The sequence below is a fragment of the Streptomyces sp. NPDC058678 genome (assembly GCF_042714835.1).
GTDB lineage: Bacteria > Actinomycetota > Actinomycetes > Streptomycetales > Streptomycetaceae > Streptomyces.
In genome coordinates this window covers 19,567-31,790 of the sequence record NZ_JBHXSG010000042.1, presented here as the reverse complement: position 1 = coordinate 31,790, position 12,224 = coordinate 19,567, and the positions used below count along the sequence as shown (strand labels likewise).

13 protein-coding genes are annotated in these 12,224 nt (G+C 69.3%); 9 read left to right on the top strand and 4 right to left on the bottom strand.

Annotated elements, in window-relative coordinates; genetic code table 11:
• Positions 1-71: 71 nt before the first annotated feature.
• From ACFWWR_RS31595 to ACFWWR_RS31585, 3 genes are read left to right on the top strand one after another with little or no spacing between them, the layout of a single operon-like run.
• Positions 72-443 (top strand): hypothetical protein, encoded by a 372-nt coding sequence (locus ACFWWR_RS31595; RefSeq protein WP_383860184.1) that lies wholly within the window; start codon positions 72-74, stop codon positions 441-443.
• 20 nt (positions 444-463) lie between these two features.
• A complete protein-coding gene (locus tag ACFWWR_RS31590) occupies positions 464-1,444 on the top strand; it encodes a 2-hydroxyacid dehydrogenase (RefSeq protein WP_384306790.1) in 981 nt (326 codons plus the stop codon).
• A gap of 10 nt (positions 1,445-1,454) precedes the next feature.
• Positions 1,455-2,363 (top strand): 5-dehydro-4-deoxyglucarate dehydratase, encoded by a 909-nt coding sequence (locus ACFWWR_RS31585; RefSeq protein WP_384306787.1) that lies wholly within the window; start codon positions 1,455-1,457, stop codon positions 2,361-2,363.
• A 168-nt stretch (positions 2,364-2,531) separates the two neighbouring features.
• Here the strand turns inward: ACFWWR_RS31585 and ACFWWR_RS31580 are convergent, their stop codons facing one another.
• The 3 genes from ACFWWR_RS31580 to ACFWWR_RS31570 form a co-directional block, all read right to left on the bottom strand.
• Positions 2,532-2,690 (bottom strand): hypothetical protein, encoded by a 159-nt coding sequence (locus ACFWWR_RS31580; RefSeq protein WP_383860175.1) that lies wholly within the window; start codon positions 2,688-2,690, stop codon positions 2,532-2,534.
• A 959-nt stretch (positions 2,691-3,649) separates the two neighbouring features.
• Entirely contained in the window at positions 3,650-3,856 is a 207-nt protein-coding gene (locus tag ACFWWR_RS31575) for a hypothetical protein (RefSeq protein ID WP_384306785.1), read from the bottom strand.
• 105 nt (positions 3,857-3,961) lie between these two features.
• A complete protein-coding gene (locus ACFWWR_RS31570; protein ID WP_384306782.1) occupies positions 3,962-4,357 on the bottom strand; it encodes a DUF5707 domain-containing protein in 396 nt (131 codons plus the stop codon).
• A gap of 736 nt (positions 4,358-5,093) precedes the next feature.
• On the opposite strand from ACFWWR_RS31570, the gene ACFWWR_RS31565 reads away from it, so the two are divergent.
• The 6 genes from ACFWWR_RS31565 to ACFWWR_RS31540 all read left to right on the top strand — a co-directional run bounded on the left by ACFWWR_RS31565 (position 5,094) and on the right by ACFWWR_RS31540 (position 11,104).
• Positions 5,094-6,182, top strand: a complete 1,089-nt coding sequence (locus tag ACFWWR_RS31565; protein ID WP_383860166.1) for an amidohydrolase family protein — start codon at positions 5,094-5,096, stop codon at positions 6,180-6,182.
• A gap of 414 nt (positions 6,183-6,596) precedes the next feature.
• Positions 6,597-7,301 (top strand): response regulator transcription factor, encoded by a 705-nt coding sequence (locus tag ACFWWR_RS31560; RefSeq protein ID WP_383860163.1) that lies wholly within the window; start codon positions 6,597-6,599, stop codon positions 7,299-7,301.
• A gap of 21 nt (positions 7,302-7,322) precedes the next feature.
• Complete coding sequence (locus tag ACFWWR_RS31555) at positions 7,323-8,453, top strand: sensor histidine kinase (RefSeq protein ID WP_383860159.1); 1,131 nt, start codon at positions 7,323-7,325, stop codon at positions 8,451-8,453.
• Between the two features lie 668 nt (positions 8,454-9,121).
• Entirely contained in the window at positions 9,122-9,259 is a 138-nt protein-coding gene (locus ACFWWR_RS31550) for an alcohol dehydrogenase catalytic domain-containing protein (protein WP_384306859.1), read from the top strand.
• On the top strand, positions 9,210-10,046 hold the full coding sequence (locus ACFWWR_RS31545; RefSeq protein ID WP_384306856.1) for a zinc-binding dehydrogenase: 837 nt from the start codon (positions 9,210-9,212) through the stop codon (positions 10,044-10,046). The genes ACFWWR_RS31550 and ACFWWR_RS31545 overlap by 50 nt, the downstream gene beginning before the upstream one ends.
• A 614-nt stretch (positions 10,047-10,660) precedes the next feature.
• The gene (locus ACFWWR_RS31540; RefSeq protein ID WP_383860151.1) at positions 10,661-11,104 is read left to right on the top strand and encodes a peptidoglycan-binding protein; all 444 of its coding nucleotides are present in this window, start codon (positions 10,661-10,663) and stop codon (positions 11,102-11,104) included.
• Positions 11,105-11,198: 94 nt separating this feature from the next.
• Here ACFWWR_RS31540 and ACFWWR_RS31535 read toward each other — a convergent pair whose 3' ends face one another.
• Positions 11,199-12,206 (bottom strand): helix-turn-helix domain-containing protein, encoded by a 1,008-nt coding sequence (locus ACFWWR_RS31535; protein WP_383860148.1) that lies wholly within the window; start codon positions 12,204-12,206, stop codon positions 11,199-11,201.
• Positions 12,207-12,224 lie beyond the last annotated feature (18 nt).

The following is a 12,224-nucleotide window of genomic DNA, read 5'->3' as shown; positions in this document are numbered from 1 at the left end:
CACCACCGCGCACCCGTGCGTACAACTAGTGTCTATATATGAGAACGCTGACTATGTATGAGGATGGCGGCATGGCAGGCACCTCCGAGCGCATCGTCGACGCGGCCGTGACACCCGTGGCGTTCCGCGACCTGCCCCAGCTCAACTCGGTCCGTGTGCACGAGCCCTACGCGCACTGGCCCTGGAAGCGCGCCGACGAGGACGTGGTGGACCCCGCGCCGCTGCGGTCCCGCGACGGCGCCGTCGCCGTGCCGACCGCAACCGTGCCGGGCGTGAAACTGGACCGGGACGCACTCGCCCGCCTCCACCGGCAGTACCTCGACTGCGGACTGCGCGACCGCGACGACACGGGATACATGCGCCGCTTCGACCCGTCCTTCTCGCTCAAGAACTTTCAGGTGGTGACCTCCTCATGCGCATCATGCTCAATCACCGCATTTTGAGACGGTTCCACGAGCCGCTCATGACGCGTACGGAGGGCAGCCATGACTGGCTGGACGCCTGCGACTGGGACGCGGCACGCATCTCCGAGGCGCTCCCGGACGTCGAGGTCTACGTCGGCTCGACACTGCGGGCCGAGGACGCCCGGCGGGCCGCGCGATTACGGCTCGTCCACGTCGTCGGCGCCGGTTACGACGGCATCCCGCTGGCCGCGCTCGGCCCCGGAGTCACGGTGACCACCACCCACCACCACGGCCGCTCCATCGCCGAGTACGTGCTCATGTCCGTCCTCATGCTCTCCCGCGACGTGCTGGGCGCCGACCGAGCCCTGCGCGAGGGGCGATGGCGCAATGTGGCCGTTGCCCCCGGGCTCCCCTTCGGGACGACGCTGCGGGACCGCCGTGTGGGGATCATCGGGTTCGGCGAGACCGGCACCGAGGTCGCCCGGCTGTGTCAGGCGGTCGGGCTGCGGGTGCGCGCCGTGCGGCGCGACCCCTTTGCCCCGTTCCCGGCCGACCTGCGGCCCGACTGGGTCGGCGGTAACGACCGGCTGCTCGAACTCCTCACCGAGTCCGACGTCGTGGTGGTCACGGTCCCTCTGAGCCCAGCCACCCGAGGCCTGATCGGTCCGGCCGAACTGGCGGCCATGGGACCCGGGTCACTGCTGGTCAACGTGGCGCGGGGGCCGGTGGTGCAGGAGGAGGCGCTGTACGAGGCACTGCGCTCCGGCGTCATCGGCGGCGCCGCGCTGGACGTGTGGTGGTGCGGCCCGCCCCAGGCACCGAGCCGACTGCCCTTCCGCGAGCTGCCCAACGTCCTCATGACTCCGCACCACTCGGGTCACACCGCCGACACCTTCGCCGCGCGTGCGGCGGAGATCGCCGACAACATCGGGCGCCTGCGACGAGGAGATCCGCTCGTCAACGTGGTGCACGCCGGTGATCACCAAGCCGTGGACGACGGTCCCTCGCCGGCCACCCCCTCCACCTCTCCGACCCGTTAGGAATCCACTCGTGCTCGAAGGCGTTCTCTTCTTCCCCGTCACCCCCTTCACCGCCACCGGTGACGTCGACCTCGATGCCCTGCACCAGCACGTCACGGTGGGGGTCGACGCCGGACCGGGCGGCGTGTTCATCGCCTGCGGCACCGGCGAGTTCCACGCCCTGGACCGCGAGGAGTATGCCGCGGTCGTGCGTACCGCCGTCGACGCGGCGGCGGGACGCGTCCCGGTGTACGCCGGAGCCGGCGGCGCGCTGGGTCTGGCCCGGCAGTTCGCCCGTGCCGCGGCCGAGGCCGGCGCGGACGGCCTCCTGCTCATGCCGCCCTACCTGGTCGAGTCACCCGCCGCGGGGCTCGTCGCCTACGCCCGTGCGGTCGGCCAGGAGACGGACCTGCCAGTGATCGTCTACAGCCGGGCCAACGCCCGCTTCGACGAGGCTTCGGCGGCGGAGGTGGCCCAGCTGCCGACCGTGACGGGCCTGAAGGACGGCACGGGCGACCTCGATCTCGTCGCGCGGATCGTCCCCGCCGTACGGGACACGCTCAGCGCATCCGGCAAGAGCTTCCAGTTCTTCAACGGCATGCCCACGGCCGAGGCGAGCCAACAGGCCTACCGGGCACTGGGTGTCGAGCTGTACTCCTCGGCCGCCTTCGCCTTCGCGCCGGACATCTCACTCGCCTTCCACCGCGCGATCGAGGAGGGCGACCAGGCACGGATCGACGCGCTGCAGCGGTCCTTCTTCCATCCCCTGGTCCGACTGCGTCGGCGGGTGCCGGGATACGCCGTGTCGCTGGTGAAGGCGGGCGTGACCCTCTCCGGTGTCAAGGCCGGGCCGGTCCGTCCGCCGCTGACGCCCCTCACCGAACCGGAGGTCGAGGAACTCGCGGCCATCATTGCCGAGGGACGTGCCGTACTCGACTGACCGGCCTCCACGGCTGGGTCGTTGGCGCGGTGGCAGCCGCATCTTCCGCAGGAGAACTCCGGGCCGTTGGCGGAGCGGGCGACTTCCTTTCTCCGCGCGGCACATCGTTTCCCTCCCCCAGCCGCGCCCCGGGCGGTGAGCGGCCCGAGGCGCAGGGGGTGACTGTGGTCAGGCCTGGGCCTTGTGGATCTTCCAGTCGGCGACGTCGGAGCTGCGGTTGAAGTAGGCGTTGGTACACACGTCGTACTTGCCGCCGCTGGTGGCGGTGCTGCCGCCGTTGGTCTCCAGGAAACCGCCGTTGTCGCCGTAGACGTTCCACAGGAGCACCGTGTCCCCGACCCGGACGTTCTGGTCGAGAGGACTGGAGGTCCGGGCGAAGATTCGCCGGCGGCCGGTTCCCGTGGCCCGGTCCTGGCCCGGGGAGGTGCAGACGTCGTACTTTCCGCCGTGGTTCGTCTGATCGGTGGAGGTGCCGCTGTTGGTGTCGAGGTAGCCGCCGTCACCGCCGTAGAGGTTGCGCAGATAGATCAGGTCACCGCCGGCGACCGGTGCGCCGGTGGCCTTCCCCGAGGCGGAGAGGACCTCCCACGTACCGGTGCCCTTGCCGCGGGCGGATGAGTCGGCGGTGCCGACTCCGTACTACGCCCCGGAGTTGGAGCTGCCGCCGTTGGTGTCGAGGTAGCCGCCCTGCCAGGCGCTGTAGCCGTTCTGCAGATGGATCTGGTCGCCGTACCTGAGCTCGTTCACCATGTCTCTTCCTTCGCCGCGCCGGGAATCCACACTGACCGTGCCGGGCATTCATGCCGCCGGCACCGGCCTTATGAGAGCGGCAGCACAGGTGCGGGCGGTAGGCGGCGAGGGGCTGACAAGTCACTTCAGACGGCAAGGGTTTGACCCGCCGCGGCGGCCCCACAGCAAGGGCCTGCCACACGCAGAAACCCTTCTCCACAGGGTCGTTCACGACTTCGCGGCACTGCGCAACGACGGGAAATCGGCGCTGACCGTCCCCACACCATCACCCTCACGCATCAATACCCTGGCGCCGCATTGACGCCGGGTACCGTCCGCACACGCCGGCCGGGCCTCATCCGGGTATGGCTGCTCTCTCCGAAACCCATGGAAGCCGCGATACCCGCTGCACCGGACCGCCGGTCACGGCGGCGGGTGGCTGGATGCTGCTCCTGGGCTGGACCAAGCCCCTCGACTTCCGCTCCGGCGCGCCTGCAGCCGGGCGGACGACGCCTGTGCAGGGCCGAGCAGCACACGGTGCAGGCCTGGACTGGTGATCACTCGATGTGTCCGGTGTCGGGGTCCACCTGCGAGAGGAAGTCCCGGATGGCCTCCTCGAGATCGGCCCTGCCGACGTGCACCGGAGGGTGGCTGCGAAACCCGAACCCGTACTGAGGGTCGGGCCCGGTCAGCCAGGTGAAGTGGTAGGTGCCCGGGCTGTCGTGCGGCTGGCAGACCTCGAACTCCTCACCGTCGACCGACATCCGTAACAACCCCTCCGCCGACATCACGACCTGCTTTCCTCTGCCCGGCATGAGGGCGCACGTGGTCTCAACTGCTCACATGCCACGATCGCCTGCGCGTCTGTATCAGGCAACCGTGAAGTCGGCCGCGTTGGTGTCCAGCGTCGTGTCGCCGTCCTCGGCGGTGGCCAGGACGGCGACGTGCCACAGACCGCGCGGGGACGCCTCGGCATCGGCGCGGGTGACGGTGAAGGCACAGGTGCAGCGCACGGTGTCCTCACCGGACGGCTTGCAGACGGCCGAATCCACGGCGGCCAGGTCTTTAACGGTCAGCCCCTTCTTCGCGAATGGCGAGGTCGCCGGCCAGGCCGGCACCTGCGCCGTCGTACCCATACTGGCCGCGCGGCAAGCGCGGTGACTCCGGCCTACGCGCAGCACGGCGGCCGGGGGCGGCGGCACTTGAACCTGGGAGAGGCGGAGACCGCTGCAGGAAGTGGGCGCCAGTTTGGCGATCGGCTTCATGGAAGCTTCATGTGCTGAGTGGTACGTGCCTTATGAGGCAGCTGTTGTCTGGCGGTCATGCACGCACTCCTCGTCCCGCCGGTGGACACCGTTGATCACCCTGCTGTGCGGCACCGGACTACAACGGTTCACACCGCGCTGTCCGGTTCCGTCGTGCTCGGCGCGTTCCTTCGTCTGGCGTCGGCCAGGCACGTGGACCCTGTGGGCAGGCGGTCGGCGATGACGCGCTGCAAGAAGGAACCGCAGGCCTGTGCGGGGCCGGCGGCGGCGGGGCCGACGGCGTTGCTCGCGGGTCCGCTCCACAGCCGACCACCGGTCGGCGTGGCAACGTCGGCGCCATGGGGTTCCCCCGCATGAGCTCCGCGCCGAGCTGTGGGCGGCGACCGGCCCAGCCGAGGAGCGACTGACCCGCCCGCACTCCCCGATCGGTCTGGACCGCGCCGCACGCCCGAGGAGACAGAGGTCTCCCTTCGGCAGGCACCATCGCCGCGCAGCCACGACCGCGACACCTGCCTGCCCCTTTCGGCACGGCGCCGGCCCCATCCACCGTCCTGCGCAGGCCCTGCCCGGCCTGGCGACGGCGCCGTGACGCACGCACACACCTACGACCTGACTCACACACAGAATGAAGAGGGAACTGGAAATGAACCTGCGACGGAACATCTCGCGTCGAAGGATGATCGAAGGGGCATCGGCCGCGGCGCTTGTCACGGCGGCGGCCACGGTGCCTGCTGCCATGGCCAGTCCGGAGACGGCAGCGTCCGGTCCGGGGCTGCCGAAGGGCAACTGGCGTATCGATACCCACGCGCACTACTCCCCCGACGTGTACAACGACTACCTGAAGCGCTACGGCCTGCTCGGCGCCATCACCGGGGCGTACGGTCCGTGGTCGGTCGATCGGCACCTGGCCTTCATGGACCAGTACCGGATCCAGGCCAGCGTCCTGTCGTTCGGCGACCTCCAGGTCACCGTCGGCCCGGTCGACGACCGGCGCGCCACCGCCCGCGCGGTCAACGACTACGCCCGCGACCTCGTACAGACCCGTGGTGACCGGTTCGGGATCTTCGCGGTCACCCCGATGCCCGACATCGAGGGCTCGGTGGCCGAGGTGGACCGCGCGCTCGGCGAACTGGACCTCGACGGCATCTGTCTGCTCACCAACTACAAGGGCACCTACCTGGGGGACCCTTCGTTCGCGCCTCTGTACGAGATCCTCAATGACCGCGGTGCCTACGTCTACGTCCACCCGACGGGTCCGGAGGTCAACCCGGCTCCGAAGCTCTGTTTCGGCCCCGACATCCCGGCCGGGAACAACGTCTTCGAGTACACGTTCGACGCGACCCGTGCGATGACGAGCCTGATCTACAACGGTGTCCTGCGGGACTACCCGAACATCCGCTGGCACTTCACGCACTGCGGCGGGGCACTGCCGTTCCTGGCCTACCGGCTCGCGACCCGGCACTCGGCCTTCCCGCCGTTCAACGAGGTGCTGCCGGAAGGTCCCCTGACGTACCTCTCGCGAATGTACTTCGACGACGCACAGGCGTTCACCGCCGCGCAGTTGCAGCCGCTGTCGTCGCTGGTGCCCGCCGACCACATCATGTTCGGCAGCGACTGGCCGGCGACCCGCCACCTCTACGCGGCCGACAACGTCGAGACGATGCCCTTCCTCAAGGGCAGCCTGCCGCTTCTCAAGGCAGGCGACCCCGAACCGACCGTCGACGAGATCTACAGCCGGCGCCAGCGGATCGCTCTGGAGCGGACCAACGCCCTCGACCAGTTCCCGAAGCTGCGGGCGCGTATACGCCGTGCCGGCTCGCGCTGAGCCGCGACCGCACGCCATCCCCGCCGCCCGCTGCCCCACCGACGGGGCGCGGGCGGCGCTCTGTGCAAAGGTCGGCGCCGGACGACGGAGGGACCATCGACGGAAATCGACGTCGGCGGCCGGGCGAACGCGGCCCGCAGGACGGGGAAGCCGGCTTGCGCAGGTCCGCTTCCTACGTGGCTTGTCGTCTCTCCTGCCGCGCGGAGCCGCAGTGCCCGGTCACCATGGAGGCCACGGCAGCGGACAACCCGCCGTCGCGGCCGAGTCGATGGCGCTTGCCGCACCAGATCGTCGCCGGCCACGACATCCACCGTACGCTGGCCACATTCGAGGCCCTCTACCTCCACGCCGCCGCTCACCCAGCGGCCCGGACGCCCCTTCCCCTTCCCACCTCGGCGATGGAAAGCGAGCACGATGAGTACGCAGCGCGTTCTGGTCGTCGATGACGAACCCAAGATCCGCATGACCGTGCGCGGCTACCTGGAGGCGGACGGGATCCACGTCATCGAAGCCGCGGACGGACCGTCCGCCCTGCGGGCCGTCACCCGCGACCGGCCGGACCTCGTGGTGCTCGATGTGATGCTCCCCGGGCTGGACGGATTCCAGGTCCTGCGCCGCATCCGGGAGGCGAGCCAGATCCCGGTGATCATGCTCACCGCCCGGGACGAGGAGGTCGACCGGCTGATCGGCTTCACCACCGGCAGCGACGACTACGTCACCAAGCCGTTCAGCCCCCGCGAACTGGCGCTACGGGTACGCGCCATCCTGCGGCGCACCGAAAGCCGGTCCGAGGCGGCCCACGAGGACGACATGCTGCGCTTCGACGGACTGACCGTCGATCCCGAGACACGGACCGTCCTCGTCGACGCCGACCGGACGGTGGAGCTGTCCGCCCTCGACTTCGATCTGCTGTTCGTCATGGCCCGGGCACCGGGACGGGTCTTCACCCGGCGCGGGCTGCTGACCCAGGTGTGGGGCGAGGACTTCTTCGGCGACGAGCGCGTCGTGGACGTACACATCCGCACCCTGCGGCGCGCGCTCGGCGACGACGCGAACGCACCCCGGTTCGTAGGCACCGTCCGCACCATCGGCTACCGGTTCATCGGGCGCCCCGCCTAGCGGCCAGGAAGGACACCACCCATGCCGCCCTCCCGCTCCCCGGCCCCCCACAGGCTTCGTGCGCGGCTGCGCCGAATCCAGGAGCGGCTGTCGCTGCGCAACCGGCTGGTGCTCTCGCACGTCATGGTGCTCCTCCTGGCGCTGCTGGCCATGGCGGGAATCAGCGCGCTGATCGAGGTGTGGCTCGGGCTTGACGACGTCGAAGGCGACGTGGTCCTGCAGGTCGGCCTCTGGTTCGGAGTGGCCGCGGCCTTCCCGGCGTCCTTCGCCCTGTCCCGGTTTCTGCTGCGTCCGCTCGACAAGGTACGCACCGCCACGCGCCGGCTCGCCGAGGGACACTACGGCGACATCCTCGAACTCCCCAGCGAGCCGGGCCTGGCAGCGCTGGTCGAAGACGTCAACACGCTGGCGGCAGCCCTCGCCGACACCGAACGCCGCCGCGCCCGCCTGATCTCCGAGGTCGCCCACGAGATGCGGACCCCCATCACCCTCCTACGCGCCCAGATCGAGGGCATGGCCGACGGCATCTTCAGCCCCGATGAGGCAATGTTCGCCTCCCTCGCCGACGACCTTCACCGGCTGCAGCGCCTGGCGGGCGACCTCTCCAGCCTGTCCCGGTCGGAGGAGGGCGCCTTCGATCTCGACCGCAAGCCCACCGACATGGGACAGGTGGCACGGACCACAGCAGAGCGACTGCGCCCCCAGTACGACGACCAGATGGTGACCCTCGTCGTGGACGCAGGCACCCACGTCGGCGCCTTCTGCGACCCGGACCGGATCACGCAGGTTCTGGTGAACCTGCTCGGCAACGCACTGGCCGCATCCGATCCGCACGGGCATGTGGCGCTGTCCGTGCACACCGAACCGTCGCCCGGGCACCACGTGATCGTCCGCGTCATGGACGACGGCATCGGCATCCCCCAACACGACCTCGAGCGCATCTTCCACCGCTTCGAACGCCTCGAGCATCCCGGCCGCCCCGCTGCCACCGGCGGCAGCGGCATCGGCCTGGCCATCGCCCGGGGCATCGCCCGAGCCCATGGCGGAGACATCACCGCGGAATCCGCCGGGCTGGGCAAGGGGGCAACTTTCACCTTGCGCCTACCGCAGGAACCCGCCCCAGGGGGCGGCATGCCTCCGGTCTCCCGCTGACCCAGACGACCTATCGGCCCATCGGCCCATCGGCCCCGGAGAAGCTGAGAAGTTGAGCTCGCCGTCCGCTACGAGGCGACCCTGCTCGTCGCAGTGCTCAACGAGTGGCTGTGAGCCGCCCCGGCCGCGGTCGGCGCGTTGATGATTTGGTCGAGTTTCTGAGCGAAGCCGGCCACCAGCGCGGCAAGTTGATCCTTCTCCCGTGACGTGCGGGCCCCCGCCCCAGGCCGGAAATGTGGAGAGCCCGGCTTCATGGAAGCTTCATACGCCCAGCGGTACATGCCTTATGAGGCGGCTGTTGTCTGGCAGTCATGCACGCACTCCTCGTCCCGCCGGTGGACAGCGTTGTTCACCCTGCTGTGCGGCACCTCACTACGGGGCCGATCGTCGGACCGTTCAGTTCCTGATCCACCCCTGGTAAGCCGCCTGGCCGAGGGCCGCTCGCACACGGTCTCACCGGGGCGGGCGAGGCGCAGGCGGCTCCATGCAGCCCTGATGAACCGCGTAACGACCTTAAGGAACGTGAAAGTGGAACAGACCATGATGGCGGTCCGCCTGTTCGAACATGGCGGGCCCGAGGTGCTCAAGTACATAGAAGCGCCGATTCCCGAGGTCGGCCCCGACGACATCTTGATGCGCGTGCACGCCACGGCCGTCAACAGCGGGATCTGCGGTACCGCGCGGGCAACCTGCCGCAGCCTCTCCCGGGACGGCCGCCATGGCCTCTGCCGTTCCAGCTGGGCCGGGACGCGGCTGGTGAAATCGTCGCCACCGGCGAGAACGTCACCAGGTGGCGCCCCGGGTGACAGGGCGGTGCAGCTTCCGCACCCGCCGTGCCGCAACTGCGCCCTGTGCGTACCCGGCCTTGAAAACCTGTGCATCGACACCGCCTACCCCGGACACCAGGTCTTCGGCGGATACGCCCAGTACGTCGTGCGCCGCCAGGACGCGATCCTTCCCATCCCCGGCGGCGTCGACTTCGAGACAGCCGCAGCCACCATGTGGACCTACACCACCCCGCTCAACTGTGCGCGGCAAGCACCTGTCGGTCCCGGCGACACCGTGGTCATCACCGGCGCCAGCGGCGGGATGGCGATCGCCTGCGCACAACTGGCCAAACTGAGCGGAGCCACCGTCATCGGCACCACCACCAAGCCGGACCGCGACGAAGCGCTCAGGAAGCTCGGCTACGACCACATCGTGCACTACACCGATACCCGACTGCCGGAACAGGTCAGGGAGCTGACGCACGGTCTGGGCGCCGACGCGGTCTGGGACTGTGTCGGCGGCAACGACTTCTTCCAGCTCTCCCTCTCCTGCATACGGCTCGGCGGCACGGTCATCGTCCTGGGCACACCTACCGACCAGGGCTCCCGGCTCGAGCTGGACGCACTCGCCCTCATCGGCGGGCAGGTGAGGATCGCCAGTGTGCGCGGCGCGACCCTGCGGGACCAGCAGTTGTGCCTGGAGCTGCTGGCGGCCGGAAAGATCAACCCGATCATCGACCGGACCTATCCCCTGGCAGAGGCAGCCGAGGCCCACTCGTACCTGGAAAGCCAACGGCAGATCGGCAAAGTGCTCCTCATGCCATGACACCCGGGTCGCTTCATCGAGCTCGAACAGCGCGAACCGGGCTCCTGCGACCGGCTGTTCGCCGTCACGCCTCCTGGTGATCGGTGGTTCGCATCCCCGAACTACCAAGAGGCCTGCCGTCATGCGCCGGCTCCGGCGCGATCACCGATCACCGATCACCGATCAGGAACCCTGTACGACCAGACCAGCCCTGTGATCGACACGCGGATGGCATCTCAGTTGTGCTGCTCGGCATCCAGCAGTGCGATGGCGTAGCCTTGGCGATCACCGACCAACTGCACACACTGAGCGCGAACATCGTCGCGCAGGCGGTGCCCGGCACGGCCGGCCTCGAACAGATCGTGCGCTGGTACCTGTCGGCCCACCACCGCTGGTGGCACAGCCCCGGATGTCGCTGTCGACGACGGGCCGGTGGTCTGCGGCGCTGCCGCCGCGTGGGGGTCTTCCCCGTTCACTCCCCTCCCGTCCCGTCTCTCCCGGCACGCATCGCCAATCCCCTGGCGCTCAGCGCGAAGGGCAACCGGCTTCCTCGCCGCCAGGGTTGTCCCAAGTCCCGAGTGGGAGGCCCTGATCACGGCTCCCCGACAGCACTTCGACACAGAAACGGGGAGCACATGCGTCCCAAGACCACTCCTGGCACGGCACCTCTGACACGGACGCGCCGACGCCTCGCGCTGGCCGGCCTGACCGTCGCGCTCACCGCCACACTTGCCGGTGTCGCACCGGTGGCCCAGGCCGCCACGTACAGCTGCAGCGGTCGGCAGTACTACCTCTACGACCAGTACAACGCCTACTACGGCACGGTCGTCCCGAAGTACGCCGAGTACGGCTACTCCACGACGGTCACGTACGTCCCGACGTACAACGCCTTCAGCAACCAGACGATCGAAGCCCAGTGCCTCCTCAAGGACATCGGCTACGGCCTCACGGCCGACGGCATCTACGGCTCGAGCACCAAGGCGGCGGTCAAGGACTTCCAGGCCGACATGGATCTCCCTGCTGACGGGTTCGCCGGTCCTCAGACGTGGCCGCTCCTCCGGGTGGCCGCTTCCGACTGAGCCCGCCGGTTCGCCGCCGACGGCTGACGGCCCAAGCCGCCGCAGCGCCCGGCACGGGACCCTCGGGTCAGGTGCCGGGCGCTCGTCCGGGGGCCTATCGGCAGTTGTCGGCCCAGGGGGTGTCGCTGAGGGTGAGGCGTCTGTAGTCGCTGGGCGTCATGCCGTACGCGGCGCGGAACGCGCGGGTGAAGTCGGCTGGACGGGGGAAGCCCCAGCGGGCCGCTATCGCGTGTACAGGCCGGCCTGCGGCCAGCGGGTCCGCCAGCTCGTGCCGCGTGCGGGCGAGACGCTGGTGACGGATGAACGCGGCGACCGTCGTGCCCTGGTTCTGGAACAGGCGGTGCAACGATCTGAGGGACATGAAATGGGCGGCTGCCACGGTGGCCGGTGAGAGCTCCGGGTCGCCCAAGTGCCCGGCGATGAACGCCTGGGCCTGTAACAGCAACACCTGCTGACGGGTCTCCGTGGGTGTCTGGTCCTCGGCCTCCAGACAGTGGGCCAGCCAGCAGGTGGCCAGATCGACGATGACCGTGCCGAGGCGCCGGGCGTCCGCCGGTCGGTAGGGGGTCGTGGTGTCGGTGGCGAGGCGGGTGAGGAATCCCGCGAGGAGGCCGCCGACGCCGCTGTCCCCCCGGGGCAGCCGCCTCGCCACCAGCCGGTCCAGCTGGTTCGAGGGAAGGGGGAGTCTGCTGCGGGGGATTCTCGCCAACACCGAGGCCCCCATGCCCTGTTGGCTGTCCACCAAGGCTTCGTAGGGCCGGGATTCGGAGTACAGCATCAGGTCCTGGACGCCAAAGTTCTCCTCGCGACCTTCCTGGACGATGCCGTGCCGTCCCCTCTGAACGAAGACGATCACGTACATGTCCGGGTCGGAGCGGCGGATCAGTTTCGGGGTTCGTCTGGATCTCAGGGTCGAGTAGGTCAGCGACACGACCTGCGCCTCGTCCATTTGCGCCGCTCGCAGGGAAGCCTGGAACTCGGACTTCTGGTCGGTGCTGAAGCTGAACTCGTTCGGTGCGAGTGAGTGCGCTGTGATTTCCTGCCATGCACCGACCCGGTCCTCCGGCGGCAGATCCTGGCTGTTGAACACGTCCTGCATCATCTGTCTTGTCCCCCCGGC

Excerpts from the sequence above, each read along its gene's own strand:
- ACFWWR_RS31555 (WP_383860159.1), top strand. The coding sequence starts at position 7,323 with ATGCCGCCCTCCCGCTCCCCGGCCCCCCACAGGCTTCGTGCGCGGCTG.
- ACFWWR_RS31595 (WP_383860184.1), top strand. The coding sequence starts at position 72 with ATGGCAGGCACCTCCGAGCGCATCGTCGACGCGGCCGTGACACCCGTG.
- ACFWWR_RS31570 (WP_384306782.1), bottom strand. The coding sequence starts at position 4,357 with ATGAAGCCGATCGCCAAACTGGCGCCCACTTCCTGCAGCGGTCTCCGC.
- ACFWWR_RS31575 (WP_384306785.1), bottom strand. The coding sequence starts at position 3,856 with ATGTCGGTCGACGGTGAGGAGTTCGAGGTCTGCCAGCCGCACGACAGC.
- ACFWWR_RS31540 (WP_383860151.1), top strand. The coding sequence starts at position 10,661 with ATGCGTCCCAAGACCACTCCTGGCACGGCACCTCTGACACGGACGCGC.
- ACFWWR_RS31565 (WP_383860166.1), top strand. The coding sequence starts at position 5,094 with ATGGCCAGTCCGGAGACGGCAGCGTCCGGTCCGGGGCTGCCGAAGGGC.
- ACFWWR_RS31535 (WP_383860148.1), bottom strand. The coding sequence starts at position 12,206 with ATGATGCAGGACGTGTTCAACAGCCAGGATCTGCCGCCGGAGGACCGG.
- ACFWWR_RS31590 (WP_384306790.1), top strand. The coding sequence starts at position 464 with ATGACGCGTACGGAGGGCAGCCATGACTGGCTGGACGCCTGCGACTGG.
- ACFWWR_RS31560 (WP_383860163.1), top strand. The coding sequence starts at position 6,597 with ATGAGTACGCAGCGCGTTCTGGTCGTCGATGACGAACCCAAGATCCGC.